This window comes from Dictyobacter sp. Z7_2 (genome assembly GCF_057551105.1).
This window is the reverse complement of record NZ_BAAJPE010000001.1, coordinates 1148592-1166399: the sequence shown is the minus strand read 5'-3', so window position 1 is coordinate 1166399 and position 17808 is coordinate 1148592. Positions and strand designations below refer to the sequence as shown.

General features: G+C 51.6%; 9 protein-coding genes. 5 read left to right on the top strand and 4 right to left on the bottom strand.

Annotated elements, in window-relative coordinates; translation table 11 throughout:
- Positions 1 to 34 precede the first annotated feature (34 nt).
- A complete protein-coding gene (locus AC27N8_RS04355; protein WP_487064324.1) occupies positions 35 to 2386 on the bottom strand; it encodes an outer membrane protein assembly factor BamB family protein in 2352 nt (783 codons plus the stop codon).
- 316 nt (positions 2387 to 2702) lie between these two features.
- On the opposite strand from AC27N8_RS04355, the gene AC27N8_RS04350 reads away from it, so the two are divergent.
- The gene (locus tag AC27N8_RS04350; RefSeq protein WP_487064322.1) at positions 2703 to 3251 is read left to right on the top strand and encodes a J domain-containing protein; all 549 of its coding nucleotides are present in this window, start codon (positions 2703 to 2705) and stop codon (positions 3249 to 3251) included.
- A 446-nt stretch (positions 3252 to 3697) separates the two neighbouring features.
- On the top strand, positions 3698 to 5935 hold the full coding sequence (locus tag AC27N8_RS04345) for a protein kinase domain-containing protein (protein WP_487064320.1): 2238 nt from the start codon (positions 3698 to 3700) through the stop codon (positions 5933 to 5935).
- A 20-nt stretch (positions 5936 to 5955) separates the two neighbouring features.
- Here the strand turns inward: AC27N8_RS04345 and AC27N8_RS04340 are convergent, their stop codons facing one another.
- Complete coding sequence (locus AC27N8_RS04340; protein WP_487064318.1) at positions 5956 to 7995, bottom strand: protein kinase domain-containing protein; 2040 nt, start codon at positions 7993 to 7995, stop codon at positions 5956 to 5958.
- 236 nt (positions 7996 to 8231) lie between these two features.
- On the opposite strand from AC27N8_RS04340, the gene AC27N8_RS04335 reads away from it, so the two are divergent.
- From AC27N8_RS04335 to AC27N8_RS04325, 3 genes are all read left to right on the top strand, one after another.
- Complete coding sequence (locus AC27N8_RS04335; RefSeq protein ID WP_487064316.1) at positions 8232 to 8975, top strand: type IV pili methyl-accepting chemotaxis transducer N-terminal domain-containing protein; 744 nt, start codon at positions 8232 to 8234, stop codon at positions 8973 to 8975.
- Between the two features lie 386 nt (positions 8976 to 9361).
- On the top strand, positions 9362 to 11020 hold the full coding sequence (locus tag AC27N8_RS04330) for an FAD-dependent oxidoreductase (protein WP_487064314.1): 1659 nt from the start codon (positions 9362 to 9364) through the stop codon (positions 11018 to 11020).
- Between the two features lie 47 nt (positions 11021 to 11067).
- Positions 11068 to 12483 carry an ATP-binding protein gene (locus tag AC27N8_RS04325; protein WP_487064312.1) on the top strand — a complete coding sequence of 472 codons (1416 nt, stop codon included), beginning with the start codon at positions 11068 to 11070 and terminating at the stop codon, positions 12481 to 12483.
- On the opposite strand, the gene AC27N8_RS04320 is transcribed toward AC27N8_RS04325, so the two are convergent.
- Positions 12480 to 14459 (bottom strand): GTP-binding protein, encoded by a 1980-nt coding sequence (locus tag AC27N8_RS04320; RefSeq protein WP_487064310.1) that lies wholly within the window; start codon positions 14457 to 14459, stop codon positions 12480 to 12482. The genes AC27N8_RS04325 and AC27N8_RS04320 overlap by 4 nt on opposite strands.
- Positions 14460 to 14782: 323 nt before the next feature.
- Positions 14783 to 17362 (bottom strand): FxSxx-COOH system tetratricopeptide repeat protein, encoded by a 2580-nt coding sequence (gene fxsT / locus AC27N8_RS04315; RefSeq protein WP_487064308.1) that lies wholly within the window; start codon positions 17360 to 17362, stop codon positions 14783 to 14785.
- Between the last annotated feature and the right edge of the window lie 446 nt (positions 17363 to 17808).

Below are 17808 nucleotides of genomic sequence, written 5' to 3'. Positions count from 1 at the left end.
GAATTACATTGCTGCTTGACTTATGGTACAGCCTCTACAGGCGGAACGCATAGAGTGGACCTCCTCTGGACCCCGAGGCGAGGTAGACCATCCCATTTGCGACAGCTGGTGTCGTGAATACTTGATCGTTGGCTGGTGGGGATATCCATAACGTTTTCCCGGTCTTAGCATCGAGTGCATAGACATTGTTGCTTGCGGCCGAACACACATAGACGACTCCGTTGGCGACAAGCGTTGAATCGGCGCTGAATGCTCCAACGTCGTCAGAGACCCAGAGCGTTTGGCCTGTCATGGCATCAAAAGCGGTGACTTGCTCCTGCGAATGATAGACGATGCCGTTCGCGACTGCTGGCGAAGACCCGCTACTGCCTGCGGAAGGAGCAGAGATCCAGCGCGTGTGACCCGTAGTGGCGTCAAAGGCGACCACCCCTCCATCGCCCGAACCGACATAGACCATTCCATTTGCTACCGTGGGTGAGGAGTTGGTATCGATGCCATGTGTGATCAGGTCAGAGATCCAATGTGTCTGGCCTATTGCCGCATTGAGTGCATAGATGCGACCTTGATATGGACTATTGTCTGATTGGACGGTATAGATTATTTGATGTGCAACTGCTACCGGTGAACCAATTGTTAGTGGAGCGGAAGATGTCCATCGGAGGTGACCTGTCACGGCATCAAAAGCGGACAAGCTCGCGTCATTAGTTGAGTAGACGATGCCGTCGACCACAGTAGGTGAGTAGTATGCGCTTGGGGTAGAGGAGATCCAACGAGGCTGACCCGTGATTGCATCGAAGGCATACAGATTGCGATCTTGTAAACAGAAATAGGCTATCCCTTTGGCGATTGCCACCGTGGATGAGGTGCCCGTTAATCCTGCTACGCTGCTTTGAGGTCCATTGGTGACCCAGCGTGTCTGACCAGAGGCCGCATTGAAAGCCCAAAGGCGGCCATCTTCTGTAACGAGATAAACAGAGTCTCCGCTGACTATGGGTGAAGAAAAGCCAATTTGTCCAAGCGGTTCAGTGTGCCACGCGGTCTTTAGATGAGAGACGTTGCTGGGGTTCAGTATTGTTTCAGAGGTGTTGAAGTTTGTGTGCTGTGCATCAAAACCAAACATCACGTCCGGGGCAAAGTGACTTGCTGGAGGAGGGGCCGTTGGGCGTGGAGCTACAGGTTTAGGTCTGGCTTGAGACTTCACCGCTGATGGAGCGTAAAAGCTCAGGACTCCTCCTGCTGCGGCTGTCAGCGCGAGGCCAGTCAGGACGCCTCCAATGATCAGCTTGCGCCGTAGAGGATCGATGGGTGGAGACTCCTCCTGTCTCTGCTCTTGTATCTGTTCCTGCTGTCTCTCGGATGAGCGTTCTCGTTCAGCAGTGCGTGGAGGCGTGTTTGTCTCTGTGTTGAACTGTCTTTGCGTCTGGACTTCGCTCGGACTAGCATGCTCACCCGTGCTTAGAGCTACTATCATCTGCAATTCAGCTTGCACTGCGGCGGCACTTGTGGGTCGCTGTCCGGTATCCAGAGCCGTCATGCGCGTAATCAACTGTTCCATTTCTGGCATGCCGGAGCCGTACAGGGGTAGTGGAGGAAGTTGAAAGGGTTTATCCGCTGGATCTAATCCTGATAGAAGATGATGAAAGAGTACTCCCAGGCTGTAGATGTCGCTCTGTGGCGTGGTCTGAGCTTTCCCATATTGCTCAGGCGGGGCAAATCCTGGAGAGCCAAACGCGATTGTATCCTTGACTTGGCCGAGCTTGAAGTGGCGTGCGATGCCAAAGTCTATCAGGTAGAGATGTTTCGATGATGTGCTCATAATGTTGGCCGGTTTGAGGTCGCGGAATATGATCGATGGACGACGCGTATGAAGGTAGTCAAGCACGGAGCAGAGCTGGATTCCGATATCTAACGTTTCTTGAAGCGAGAGGCGCTGATCGTTTTGACGTAGCAAGGTTTCTTCTAACGTCTCGCCCTCGATAAAATCCAGGATGAGGTACCAGCGTCCTTGCTCGCTGAAGTGATCATAGATGCGTGGTAGATTGGGATGGAGGAGGCTGGCTAGCAACTGCGCTTCATGCTCAAAGGCTTTAACTGCTTCACCCAACTCCTGAGCGCTCAGGCCGCGCTGCCTCATCTCTTTGATCGCGACGCGACGATTGTGCAGTTGCGTATCCTGGGCCTGATAGACAGCGGCGAAGCCTCCTCGTCCGATGGGTGTTAGGATATGATAGCGCTCTTTAAGGATCTGATGAGGAGAGAGTCGACCCGTCAGGTGGCTTGTGCCGGTGATATTATTGACTAATGGCTCGCCGCACGCGATGCAGAAGGTCGCATGAGCCGGGTTCTCTGTGTGACATATCTGGCAGTAGAGCAAGATGGTTGTCATAACATATATCCTTTTTAAAAGTATTTTACGAATATATTTGCCAGGAGGAGTGTTGCACGAACCGTATGTGAGATGTGAAAAGTAGGTATCTTTCCTCCGACAAAACAGTGTAAATGGGAGTAGTGAAAGGTAATATTCTGCTATATAAATTGTAATAGTTGTGCTTGTAAATAAAAACGGATAGAGATCGTAAGAAGTGACAAATTTGTCTGAGCTGTGCAATATTTTGTCTGCCAGAAAGATTGTGTTGCCAAATGGAAGTTAATTTGATAGAGTTGATGGAAAAGAGTAAAAGGCTCAGGGATAAGAATTGTCCATGTATAAGTTACGGGTAACCAATATCTATGATGTAGGGGATGACTACTACATCATTCAGATCGAGAATCGCGGCGTCAATTCGCGCGATGGAGCTCTGCGACGTTCCGTGAAAGATGCGTTTTCTGCGCTGCGAAAAGCCATGAATGCCTATCGTCTGCTCCCTGAGTATGCCACGATCTATCGTACCGATTGGCGCTACAGCGTCAAAGGCAATAACTGGTGTTTGCATAAACAGTTGCTGGTGCAGTTTGCATCCTGGCTAGAATTTTCTGGCCCACTTGAACGACTCCTGCTGGAAGCCACCATCCGTGCTCAATGGCAGCAGCAGAGCTTTCAGGAACCATATCGTGGCTCGCATTCAGCCGTCGATGAGGCCTTGAACTTTTTCCATCTGGACCGTACGGCGACGGATGAGGATGTGAAACGACAGTATCGACAATTGGTAAAGCAATATCATCCCGATACCGGCGGTGACGAAGCGAAATTCAAGGCTCTCCAGCGTGCTCATGCGATCTTGAAGACGCATTTGCAGATGCAGTCTCTTTGAATAAAGCAGAAAAGATTATTTATGCTTCTTTTTTCTCGTGTGCCTCAAACTGGCTGATGCGTTGTATCTGCAAGCGATTCCAATCATCATCTGCATAAGGAGTCGCAAACCAGGCATCCAGGATCTCTTTCCGGATACCAAACCTCCTGTCTCCATAGATTAGGAACCTTTTTTACTATTTCATGATAACAATTTGACTTGTCTCCTGCAAGGCTTCCATAATATAATAGTTAACGCATTCATCTGCATTTTCTTTCAACAGGAGATTTTGCTTTTTTTATGGATAAGACAATCTCTTATTGCTGCTCTCCATCCTCTTATCTAAGCAATTTTAAGGGAATGAGTTGAGCTGATATATGGAATAGAGTCTATATTCACTATGTCCGACGCTTAGGATGTATCGAGAAAAGTGTATGGAAGCATGTATCGTTTAAAGGTATAAATCATTGTCTACATTTCATCATTATTATCTTGCCTCTCATATCGCTTACAAAGCTGGACGTGATATCTATCTTGCCTCCCCCTCCGACGAGCCAGAGCAGAAAGTCTTGCTCAAAATATTTGATGCCAGATGCCTCCTGCCATCTGTGAGCCAGCAAGATGCTCGACAGATGACCCAGCACTTGCAGCTTTTGAGTCATCCGGGTATCGTTGCGGTGCGGGAGGTGGGAATAGAAGAGGGGAAGCCGTATTTTGTCAGTGACTACCTGTCGGCGGGCTCGCTACGTCAGCATTTGCAGCAACGCTCCACTGAGCGCTTGAGCATTGATGAGGCGATCAAGCTTGTGTTGCGGATAGGACAAGCAGTGTCCTTTGCTCATAGCCAATCGATTGTACATCTGCATATCAGGCCAGAAAACATCATGCTCAACGAGCGGGGAGAAGTGCTGCTGACAGACTTTAGTCTGGGGACCATCATCGATGAGACGCAGATTGAGGATATGTCTGATGAGAACGTGACCTGCTATCTGGCGCCGGAGCAATTGGCGGGCGAGGTAGATCCTGCCAGTGATCAATATGCTCTGGGATGTCTGCTCTATGAGCTGGTGACGGGCACGCTACCTTTTAAGTTGGATGGTCAATCTCTGCCAGCGCAACTCTCAGATCTGGCGGCACCGCTCGCACCCACGACGCTTGTCCCGGCGTTATCCTACATGGTCGAAACGGTGATGCTGCGGGCCATAGAGTTGAAGCCACACAGGCGTTACAGCGATCTCCCCACATTTCTGACCGCCTTGAAAGCAGCCTCTCAGCCAGAGCTGCCAGCCTTTCCATTTGCGCATCTGACGGCTGCCCCTCGGCGTCGAGGCTTTCGTCCTGTGAACTCGCAGGAAACAGCTCCTCTCCAGATGTCTCCCGAGATGTTTGAGGAGCGTGCCCCGGCTGAAGAAAAAGTAGCAGCTTCCCTCAGTCCTGAGCCAGTGAAGGCAGATGAGCCGGAGGTGGTCGTTGAGCTGGAGATGGTCGTTAAGCCAGAAGCGGTGGTTGAGCCGATTGAGGATAATGCTCTGGCTGGTGAGATGAGCGTTCCCACTCAGGAAGATCTCCCGACGGAAGTTTTTTTACCTACCTCGGCTGAGGAAGATCTCCCGACGGAAGTGCTTGTACCTGTCTCGGCTGAGGAAGATTTTTCCTTACGGCCGACCAGACCAGATCCGCTTGTAAGCTCATCAGCTCCTTTGGGTGAGGAATTGGCCGATAAAGATCTGGCAGAAGTTGATACAGTTCCTGAGGTCTCGGAGGTAGAGCCTGCTTCAAGCATCTCGGCACCACTGCTTATTCCTGGTATTGTCTTATCCGCACGTGCTCAGGCCAGGCGTAGCGAGGCTCACGCTCAGGTGGCAGGCCAGAGTGCGGTCGTATTGCCCAAACAACGAACGTGGCGCTTGCTCGTGATGGCTGTGATAGTGGTGCTCATTTTTGCCATGCTTGGACAGGTGTTTGATGCTGGCGTGATCAAGGCTATTAATCGTGATCCAGTACTGGCAGCTTCAGGAGCTCCTAAGAGCCTGTTACCGTCGCAGGCGCCTTTATTAAGTCCGACCTCGATCGTGATTACCTGGTTGACAGCTACTCCAACTCCGAAGCCGAAGCCAAAGCCGACGTCAAAACCAAAACCGAAGCCGACAGCAAAGCCAGTGTCCAAGCCGACAGCAAAGCCGACGACTCCACCAGTTTTCATACCAGCTTTAGCGCCCACATCCGTGCCGGTGCGGGTCCCGACGCCAACCAAAGCGCCGGTTGTCGTCGTGCATCCGACGCCAACGCCGAAGCCGATCGTGGATGTAAGCGCATCATACGAAGCAGAATCTTCTCAGAACACGCGGGCGGCCAATCTCAAAGAATTCAGCTGCCCCTATTGTTCGAGTGGGAATAGGATTGGCTGGATCTATGGTAGTGATACGCTGATCTTCAATGGCGTTACTTCCGCTCATACGCGCAGCTATACGTTGCTCGTTTACTACTATAATTCGGTCCCCAATCGCGTGACACAACTCTTCGTGAGCGTCAATGGCGGCGGCAATATCGAAGTAGGTCTACAAGTCGCAACGGGGAATTGTTGTGATTATGCTCCTTATGTCGGGAGCATCACGATCACGTTGCAAGCGGGGAATAATAACATCCGGCTGTCAAATCCCAACGGACCCGCTCCCGACGTTGATCGCATTGTGACGCAGCCGTGATCATATCATATGTTCTGTCCTTAGAGCACACGCCAGATCTGGGAGATACTGTTTGTACAGGCGGTCCCAATGCGTGTGCTGTCTGAGGACCAGGCAATGCCATTGATGGGCAATGACTGATATGTGGCATGCGTCACACCTGTCTTTGCATCCCAAACATGCATATTCACCTCTTTAGTACCACGCGTCCCGATAAAGACATTGCCAGTTACGGTACCTACCTCGCCGGCCGACGCGATATATTTGCCGTTGGGAGACCAGGCAACGGCGTTGAGCCAGCCGCCCTTATGTTTCTTATAGCTTAGATAGACATGCCCTGATTTTGCATCCCAGATCTGGGCCGTATTATCCATGCTACAGGACACCAGGCGGCTGTCATCTGCCGACCAGGCGACAGAGGTGACCTCACGCTGATGCTCGTTGAAGTTGAGCAGTGCTTGTCCGGTGGTTGCATTCCAGACCTGTACCGTATTATCGTAGCTACCCGATGCGATCTTGTGACCATCATGTGACCAGGCCAAGGTTTGCACTATATTAGCATGCCCTGTAAACGTTGTCATTAGTTTCTGCGTGGCCAATTCGTAGACCCGAACTTTACCGTCCTCGCCGCCGGCGGCCAGATATTTTTCGTCGGGCGAGCACGCGACTCCGTTGATACCTACCGATGTGTCGCCGTAGCTGGCGAATTGTTTTTGCGTGCTCGTATCGACTCCCTGAGTCGTTCCGTCATCGAAACCGACCACAAAGCGTTTGCTATCAGCCAGCCAGCGTACGGCGAGGGCAGTATCATTTGACTCGGCGGGCTGGATCTGACTGCTGTAGGAGAACAGGCGATCGCCGGTCTCGGCCGTCCAGACCTGTGCTGTGCCGTCCTCAGCTACCGTGACGATCGACTTCCCATCGGGAGACCAGTCGATGCCTGCGACATCGTCGGTATGCTTTTTGTACGTGAGTAGCGCGGCTGTGGCCGGGGTAAGTACTGCCTGTGTCTCGGTGGGCGTACCATGAGACTGTGTCACGGTTCCTCCTGACGTTCTCTGCGAGAGGACAACCCATGTGAGCCCACTACTGGCAATGGCGACCAGTCCACATACTCCGATCAGCGCCGTTCGACGTGATATCTGTGCTGGCTGTTTTGGTCCAGCCTGCGTAGAAACAGGTGGATTGGTCGTGAGCGGAGCGGGCTTGGTTTGATAAGGTGAGGGCATAAAGAAGTTTCCGCTGCCTCCGGGTATGGGCTGCTGGCTGCTGACCTGCTCCAATGCCTGCGCGAAGGCGCGAATCGAAGGGAAGCGCTGCTGAGGATCTTTGTTCAAGGCAATCATCACGACCTGCTCAATTTCTAGCGGGAGCGTCGGCAGATATTGGCGGAGAGGTGGCGGTGGTGTGATGCTTTGTTGAAGGGCAATCTGTGTGAATGTTCCCTGAAAAGGGCGATTGCCACAGAGCCATTCATAGACGACGACTGCCAGTGAGTATTGGTCGCTTGCCGGTCGTGGATATCCCTGGATCTGCTCGGGAGCCATGTAGACGACCGTTCCGGCGATGTTCTGCGTGCTTTGAGAAATTGTGCCGTGTGATGTCAGGGCGATCCCAAAATCGCTGAGTAGCAACTGATCTTGCTCGCCGAGCAGCATATTTTCAGGCTTCACGTCGCGGTGGATGAGTCTTTGATCGTGCGCGTACTGCAACGCTTCAGCGATCTGTCTGACGTACACGACGATGGTGTTCAATGGGAGTATACTGCCTTTGGGATGGCGATCACGTAAGGTGCCGTGGGGAGCATAATCCATAATCAGATAGGCGATATTGTCCTGGAGGCCGAAGTCGTAGACCTGCACAATCGAGGGATGTCGCAGATGGGCAATTGTTTGTGCCTCATGCCTGAACGTATCGATCGCCTCCTGCGTCAGATGGGTCAGGAGTACTTTGATGGCGACCTGCGTCTTGAGATGAACATGTTCTCCGAGATAGACTTCCGCGAAGCCTCCCTGTCCCAGACGTCGTATGAGGCGATAGTTACCTAGAAGTTGACCACTATGGTCAGCGCTCTGTTGCATCTTCATTTCTCACAATTTATATAAAATATTGGGGCGTGGGTATTAAATACAGCTCAAGTGTAGAGGACCTGAGCGAAAAAAGCAACTGTGTAGGCCACTTGAGTTGCGTGGTATCCTTGAATACAATACTTTTCAAAGAGTATCCCTGGATGAGGGACAATGACCATTGATCGAGTAAGCGCGGCGCGCTTTTGCGCCAGATATGATATTTTATTAATTATGGAGTGTAATCGTATATGTATACAATAAAATCACAATCCAGACCTCCCGCGCATCGTTTATCGATACTTTATACCATTGCGCTGAGCAGCATTGCTGTGCTGGCCCTGCTCGGTCAGATCGTGCTCCAGTCAGCGTCGAAGCAGCAAGCGAGTGACGCCCTGGTAATCAACACTGCCGGTCGTCAGGGCATGTTAAGCCAGCGTTTGAGTAAGGCGGCCCTGACACTCGAAGTTTTCACGGGTGCTCAGGATCGTCAGCGGAATGCGCAAGAATTGCGCGACGTTGTGACGTTATGGAAGAGCAGTCAGGAAGGTCTCCAACATGGGGATGCGACCATGGGTCTTCCCGGCCAGAATAGTCTGGAGATCCAGCACTTATTTGCCAGCATTGAACCCTCATATGAATCCATGTTACAAGCCTCCAACATACTCCTTGCTCTTGCCGAGCCAACGCGAACACCAGCGGTATCATCAACAGCTTTTTTACCTCCTATCCGCGAGATTCTCAGCGCCCAGACGAAGTTCCTGGTGGGCATAGGCCAGATTGTGGCACAGTATCAGCAAGAGGCGCAAGAGCATATTTTGCAGCTAAAATTGGTTGAGTTGGCGTTATTTTTCCTTACACTCCTGGTCTTGCTTTTGGAAGGTCTTTTTATTTTCCGTCCCGCCATTGGACAACTGCACCAGGCGCTGTTAGACCTGCTCCAGGCTAACGAGCGAGCTGGCAGGGAAGAGATGATGCCTGAAAGCATCGATTGAGCCAGATACCCAGATGCCTATTACGCTGCCAAAGGCCATCGCACCAATGTCGCATTGGAGACGAGCATCCCAATGAGGTGAGCCTCTCACCCCATCGCCTTCCGGAGCTGTTTTGGACACACATCACCGATACCGCATCGGCGTGATGACTTTTGACAGAGTAGTAGCGCCGTGGTCTTGTGCCCGGCGACCAGTTCACGCACGAAAATGTTCCTTGTCGCTTTGCCGCATTGAGTAACAAAAGCGAGCGTTACGTACGTCACGAGGCCGCCGGGCGCAAGACCACGGCGCTACGCCGGCTGGCTTTGATGCCGCCTTCTCTGCTCATTGTGTTATATTGTCTATGTTTGCAAATGCTTTCGAAGTATTAGTAAGGAGTTTTCACGATGCCCAGACCCATTATTCTGTTGATTGATGATGAGCCTGAAGTATTACAGGCGGTTGAACGGGATATACGGCGTAAGTATGGCAAAGAATACCGTGTCATGAAGGCGATCTCAGGTCACGAAGGATTATCTATTCTCCGGCGTGTCGCGGTGCGTAACGAGCAAGTAGCCTTGCTTCTCACCGATCATCGCATGCCGCAGATGAATGGAATAGAATTTTTGAAAGAAGCATTTAGTGTCTTTCCTCTGGCAAAACGGGTCCTGCTAACGGCGTATGCTGATTCTACGGCTGCTATTCAGGCCATTAACGATATTCGCTTGGATTATTATCTGATGAAGCCCTGGGACCCGCCGGATCAGCATCTCTATCCGGTGGTTGATGATCTGCTCGGCGATTGGCAAGGCACGAATCGTTCGCCCTTTGAGGGTATTCGGGTGCTTGGTCAACATTGGTCATCCTCGTCGCATCTGATCAAAGAGTTTCTGGGTCGTAACGGCGTGCCCTATCAGTGGATCGATCTCGAAAACGCTGAGGGACAACATCTGCTCCAGGTCATGCAGATGACCACACCCACGTTGCCGCTGGTCATCTTTCCCGATGGCGAAGTGTTTCAGAATCCTTCTCCTGCGGAGATTGCCGAGCGCGTCGGCTTGCGCACGCAGGCGGGGAGCTCATTCTACGATCTTGTGATTATTGGTGGAGGGCCTGCCGGACTGGCGGCGGCTGTCTATGGAGCCTCCGAAGGACTCTCGACGGTCATGGTCGAGCGCGAGGCTCCTGGCGGTCAGGCGGGGACGAGTTCACGCATCGAGAACTATCTGGGATTTCCAACGGGCCTCTCCGGAGCGGATCTCTCAAGGCGAGCGGTCTCGCAGGCGCTGCGTTTTGGCGTTGAGATGCTGGCTCCTCAGGAGGTGGTCAAGCTGCGCATTGAAGATCCTTATCGCTATATCACGCTGGCCGATGGCACTGAGATCACCTGCCATGCGCTGATTATCGCTACTGGCGTTTCTTATAGGACCCTGGATGTGCCCGATATCGAGCGTTTTAATGGCATCGGCGTCTATTACGGAGCGGCGATCAGCGAAGCGCTCGCGCATCAGGGAGAAGACGTCTATATCGTAGGAGGAGCTAACTCAGCCGGACAGGCCGCGCTCTACTTTGCTCGCTATGCGCGCTCGGTTACGATACTGATACGTGGGACATCGCTCACCAAAAGCATGTCACAATATCTCATTGATGAGATCGGCTTGCAGAAAAATATTACGGTTCGCATCAACACGCAGGTCGTTGGGGTCGAAGGCGAACATAATCTTGAGCGGATTATTGTTGCCAGTAGTGAGACAGGAGCGCGAGAAGTCTTGCCGACGACCGCGTTGTTTATCTTTATCGGAGCCATGCCGCGTACAGAGTGGCTGGACGGCCAGCTTGAATGCGATGGACAGGGATTTATCTTAGCGGGGCCTGATCTTTTCCAGGCTGGGAAGCGTCCAAAGGGCTGGGCGCTCGAACGTGATCCATATTTGTTAGAGACAAATATCCCAGGTATCTTCGTGGCAGGAGATGTCCGCCTGCACTCGATCAAGCGTGTGGCTGCAAGCGTCGGAGATGGATCGAGTGCGGTCCAATTTGTGCATCAATATCTTAGTAAAGTCTAGATCCTTAAAGTGTAGGCCCTTGAGTTTCAATCAGAAAGAGCACGTAGATGGAAAAACCGACCGTCGCAGAGCTACAGACGACATTCTTCTTTGAAAAATGTACCGAGGAACAATTGCAGTGGGTATGTGAGCACTCAGAGGTGGTCGTATTCGAAGCGGGCTTGAGGATTTTAGGCGATGATGAGCCGGCTAACGCGCTTTTGATCCTGCTTGTTGGCCGGCTACAGTTTACGCGCAAATACAACGGACGTGATATCGTCACGGAAGATACCGACCGTCCGGGCATCTGGGGAGGATGGTTACCGACCATTGGTGATCTCCTGACACAAAATGCCTATGCCATCCATACGATGCGGCGTTGTCGCATCGTGCGCATCTCGAAAGAGAACGTCCAAAGCATGCTGAATCAGGGCTTCCCGGTGATAAATCATCTGCTGGCGGGCCTCTACGGCGGTGCGCATAATTTCGAATCGATGATTCGGCAGCAAGATAAGCTGGCGGCCCTCGGTAAATTATCGGCAGGACTGGCACACGAGCTGAACAATCCGGCGGCAGCCATTCGGCGTGGAGCGGAACAGTTGCGCGAGGTGATTGGCGAGCAGGAGGAGCGTACCTTGAAGCTTGGGCAATTGCTCGATGACAAGAGTCGAGACGTCCTCACCGCATTTCGTCGTACCATCCTCAAGGGACTGGACAGCGCTCCGCGCCTGGATGCATTGGCGCGGAGCGATCTGGAAGATGAGTTGCAGAATTGGCTGGACGAGCATGATGTGAGTGAAAGCTGGAATCTCGCGCCGACCTTTGTCGATGTGAATATCAGCCTTCAGGATCTTGAGGCTTTAGCTCCTCAATTTTCAGAGGAAGCGCTGCCGCTAGCCCTTGACTGGCTGTGTGCCACCTTTTCTGTCATCCGTGTCACGGCCACGCTTGAGACGGGATCGGCGCGGATCTCGGATCTGGTCAAAGCTATCAAGGATTATACCTACATGGATCAGATGCCCGTTCAGGATGTCGACATTCATGCGGGCCTGGATAATACCCTGGCCATCCTGAGCTACAAGCTCAAAAAGCAGAGCATCACCGTTGAGCGTCACTACGACCGCGATCTGCCGAAGATCACCGCCTATGGAAGCCAGCTCAATCAGGTCTGGACAAACTTGCTTGATAATGCCATCGATGCCCTCAGTGCGGTGCCTGTATCCGATCGCCGCATCCAGATCAGGACCAGCAGAGATCAAGATCAAGTGTTGGTAGAAATCCAGGATAATGGATCAGGTATCCCCATCGAGATTCAGAAGCAGATCTTTGATCCCTTCTTCACAACCAAAAAGGCCGGCGAAGGCACCGGCCTGGGACTCGATATCAGCTATCGGATCATTGTCCAGCAGCATCGCGGCTCGATGAAATGCGAGTCGCGGGTAGGCGATACCCGCTTCCAGGTTCGCCTACCTATTACGGATTAATACGTGTGAAGAATATGCAGCAAGTAGTCCTTTCTGTTGAGTGGATTAAAATCGACCCTTTTGCGGATTGGGAAGGCGCTTTCTATTTTGATAAATCCAGATGGCTTGGAGATGAAAACGCCTTCTCCCTCTGTAAAAGAGCGCATCTCTTGTTTGAAGGTCTCGGTTGTGGCTACGGGTAAAGTTCCGCTGATGAGAAATGTCTCGTTATGCATCTCAGGTATCTCAAATACGGCTTTTGAGGCCGATAATTTGAGGATCGTTTTGCTGATCGTTTGTGCGGGAATGGTCAATTCGAATTGGTTGACTGGTTCGTAGACCTCGGTGCCGGCGTGCGAGAGTGCTGCCATTAAGACAAGCGGCACAAGCTTTCTGAAATCTCCGGCGGTTGTCACGGGACTGGAATAGCCGGTGTGGGTGAGGATAACGATACTATCAGTGACTTCCCAGCCGTACAGACCCTGTTTCAGCGTCTCGAAGACGGTATGCTCGATGGCGCGGTGAAAGGGAAGAGGCAATGAACCCAGCTTCACTTCTAATCTGTACGTCACGCCGCTGCCTGAGGGTCCCGGCTCGATCCTGAAGCCGACGGTGGCGGGAAAGGGATTATCCGCCGTGCCGATGATCTCAGCGGCTTCTCCGCTGGCTTTTGGCTTTTCAACACAGACTATTCTGGTCTCTGAGAAAACAATGTCCAGGCCATAGTTTTCCTTGAGGATCGTCTCTATCACCTCTTTTTGCACTTCTCCGAAGAGTCGCAGATAGATTTCATGATGGAAATCGTCCTTGAGAACCTGGATGAGCGGATCTTCTTCCGCCAGTGCGACAAGTGCTCGGTAGAGTCGGTGCTTCTGCTCAGGTTGTCGGGCCTCGACACGCGTTTCCATCTGCGGGGCGGCAAAGTGGATGGCTTTAATTTTGTCAGACCATACACCTGGCACGTCGCCAATTTTGACGTCTTTGAGACCCCAGACTTTACAAAACTCGCCTGCTTCCACCCTTTGCACCTGGATCGTTTTCCCGGCGGAAAATATGTGCAGTTTTTTAATCTTATCTGTATAGGTCTCGAGGCTACTATCATGATTCTTTCTGCTGACGTGGATGTATTCTCGTGTGCGTATACTGCCTGAAAACACTCTTACATAGGCGATTTTTTCTCCTGCTGCCGCTTTTTCAATTTTGAAGACCACTCCAGATAAGGGAGCGTCCTCCAGACAATCATTGGTGGGAAACATCGTGGCAAGATTGGCCAGCAACTCAGTGATGCCAACTCCTGTGATGGCCGAGCCAAAAAAGATGGGATATACTTTCGCTTCTCGGATGAGATGCTGTAACGCCTTTTTTAGCTGATCCTCGGCAATCGCTGCTCCGCTGACATAAGCTTCCAGGAAGGCTTCATCGTGTAGCGCGACGAGTTCGATACAGTCCTCTAGAAAAGCGCGATCTCCGTCGCGATTGAGGCTGTTTTCAAGGATAGATGCTTGTCTGGTGCCGATTTTTTCGACACGATAGAGGGGTAGCACATGCTCTGCGAGCCTGGCTTTGATGCTCTCGACGAGCGTCTGGGACTGTGCTCCACTGCGATCTATCTTATTTATGAAGAGGATGGTGGGAATCCCAAGCTGCATCAGAATTTTCATTAAAATTTTTGTCTGCGCTTGAATTCCTTCTACCGCTGATATGACGAGAATGGCTCCGTCGAGGACACTGAAGGATCGCTCCACCTCTGCCATGAAGTCGGCGTGTCCGGGAGTATCGATCAGGTTAACTTTAAGATCCTGTACAAAGAAAGAGACAACCGATGCTTTGATCGTGATCCCTCTTCTCTTTTCCAGATCCATCGAATCGGTCTGGGTATTTCCTTGATCTACGCGACCAATTTCCTCAATGACATGTGTCTCATATAATATGCGCTCGGTCAGGCTTGTCTTGCCGGCATCTACGTGTGCGACAATCCCTATATTCGTTATTGGCATGGATTAAAATCCTCTTGTTTTCTTGCATATACATCTCCTCTTGAATGTTGTTATATTGCCGCATGATAATCGTTCTCCAATCTTGTGTCATAAAGCCGTTATTGGCTACTTTCTATTCGCAACGCGCATTATGCTGATGCATAAGCGATTGTTACCATACTTTATATTGATACTAAATGTCAAGCGAAGCAAGGACACCGTAGCACGCTGGCGGGCCTGATCTTACGAGAAACTGGGACATTGCACGCGAGCGTGCAACGCTACACTGTCTTCGCTTCGCTTGACAGCTTTTTGCTGGTCTCCCAAAGTAGTCTCATCTCCCATCAGTGAACTTCAAGGAGAAGAGTTGCTTCCTCTATGCGGCCTGTCCTTTGCAACAGGTCGATCAATGGTTGGCGACTGGCGATGGTGGTGCGGTGATTGATGCCAAAGAGCTGCGCGTGAATGGTATAGACGCGTTGATAGAGGGAGATAGCTTCATGCGTCTTATCCTGAGTTTGCAGAAAGCTTGCATAGTCTTGCAGCGAGATAAGTGTGTCGGGATGCTCAGGTCCCAATTGCTGCTCGCGAATACGCAATGCCTGTTGATAGAGCGGCTCAGCTTTGTCATATTTTTGTTGTCGCATATAGAGATTAGCCAGCCCGCGAATCGGGTCGCTGGCATGGAAGTTCTCAGGTCCAAAATGCAGTTCTCGGATATATATTGCTCGTTGATAGAGCGGCTCAGCTTCGTCATATTTTTGTTGTCGCATATAGAAATTAGCCATCTCATGCAAAGAAAAGGCGACTAAAGGATGCTCAGGTCCCAGATGGTGCTCTCGGAGGTGTAACGCCCGCTGATAAAAACTCTCGGCTTCCGCATAACGTTCCGCATGGGCACAGAGATAGGCCAGGCCAAGCAGCGCATACGTTAAATCAAGATGTTCCGGTCCCCATTGTCGCGTCAAAATATCCAATGACCGTTGGTAGAGAACCTCCGCTTCGGCATATTTCTCCTGCTGGATATACACCCAGGCGAGCCCATTGAGCATTTTGTCTTCGAATGCATGCGCTAATCCAGATTCCTTCCTGACTTGCAGGGCTTGCTGATAGAAGGATTCCGCTTCCTTATACTTGCCTCGGATATTGTAGAGGTTGGCCTGTCCATTTAATGCCAGGATCATCAAGGAATAATCCGGGTCTTTTTGAGCCTTCCAGATGCCTGTCGCTTGCTGGTAGTATGCTTCGGCCTCGACAAACTTTCCCTGTTGCGCATGGATATAGGCTAACCTCTCCAGGCACTCGGCTATTTTGAATGTGTCCGGGTTCTCTTGTTGTTCCCAGATAGAGACGGCTCGCTGGTAGAGGGGAGTCGCGAGCACATATAAGATGCGATTTTTGAGGTATGTGGCGGCGCGATAAAGCAGCTCTGCTGCATCCACGAGGAGGATCTGATGCTCTTGAATCAGGAGATCAGTGGCCTGTACCTGTTCCAGATAGCGTTGACAGAGCTCCCATGTTGCAGATGTCAGGTCACGGGGAAAGATATGATGTAGCGCCCGTACCAGACGCTCGGCCCACTGTCGTTGTTCGTGTAAGGACATGCGATCCATCTGCACGGCCTGCACCAGGCGGTGGATGCTGATGCGGCGGTCCTGAGCTAAGCGTTTCACCAGGGAAAAGGTCAGCAAAGTTTCCAACATTTGATTAAAGAGTAAGGGATTACTCACCGCCTCGCGCAGCGCTGGCGGCCAATACTGTCCTCCCTCGATCAGGAGCTCTTCCGGGATATCGTCCGGCGAGAGCAAGGCGCCGAGCTGTAAGAGTTCGGAGGCGGCTGGATTAGTCTGTTCGACCTGTTGAAATGAGAGGGACCAGGTGGTCGCCACGGAGTCAGGATATCCCATGCTCTGCTTGCCACGTCGTGCCAGCAGCGTAGAGCGGTAGGCTTGATACAATTGTCGATACGTACTCAATGTACATCCGGTCTCTTCGATGTATGCGCCAGCTTGATCAAGCGCCAGAGGGAACTGCCCCAGCGCCACCACGATATTGCTGGCCTCATTCATATCCTCGTCGGAGGCGTGCGCGAAGCGATGCGCTCGACGTAGCAAGAGCATTGTGCTCTCGATGATCCCCATCGTATCGACCTCATAGGAGGAGACCTGCGAGCCAACCGCATTGGCTCGTGTCGTGAGGAGAATATCCCCGTTGCCATGGCGCGGAAGATAGCTGTGGGCCAGCGAGAGATCATCGGCATTGTCCAGGATCAGCAGCCAGGAAGAGGGGGTCTGCTCTAACCAGCGTAGCACCTTCGCCGCAATTTTATGCTGATCCGTCTCTTCTTGAGCAGATATAGTTGGTAAGAGGGAAGCCAGCATGGCAAAGCTGGTCAGGATGCTTTCTGCGCTGACTGCTGAGATCCAGAGAGTATGTCGGTAGCGCGTTTGAGAGCGATAGGCATACTCGACGGCGACCTGCGTTTTGCCGATGCCTCCCAGACCCTTGATGACCTGCGATTGTGTCAGGGCGATCTGCTGGATCTGGTGTGAAGCGTCGCCTGTAGCGCGGGTAAACTGTTGTTCAAGCTGAGAGAGCAATTCCTCGCGTCCGGTAAAATGCGGATTGCGCAGATAAGGAATCGTCCAGAGGACTGTTTCTTGAACGGGAATGGCCTCTGATAGCTTCTCGCCCTCTGAGGAGGAACGTGCTTCAGATGATGTGGCGGCCTCGACCAATCCCAGTTCCTGAGCACTGAGACCAAAGATAGTGCAGAGCTTGGCGCGATAATAGGCGCTGGGCTGTTGCGTGCCACGCTCCCAGCGCTGCACGGTGATCCGCGCGATATTTAACTGGTTCGCAATATCTTGCTGGCGCCAGTTGCGCTGGATACGATATTGACGTAAAAGATCATTTCTTGACATAGAACCTCTCATTCCTGAGGTGTGCGGCTTCCTCTGCGCTACCCATCAGTTTCCACTTCATTTTCTTGGTTGGGGATAGATATAACAAGTTTCTGTATCGGAATTGTCACTTCGAGATGCTCAGTGCCAGGTGGCAGCTTCCCGGAAACTCTTGCTGAGTGGAAAACGCTGACGATCCCAGTCCTAAGGATTAAGGTCATAGAAAAATAATATAGCAAATGTAACCTCATCTAGCAAGCAAATAAGAGCTGCACACGGCAAAAGTAATAGATGCTCGTGTTTTATATATTTTGCTGTCGGGCTCCAACAAGTAAAAAGTATGCAGATCATATTTGTTTCTTCTACTCATCGCCCGGCGTTTTTTATATGGCGGCAGTAAAATTTCAGAGCAAGAAGCGAAAGGGATACATATTTTCTGGTTATCTATCATTTTAACTGAGATGAAT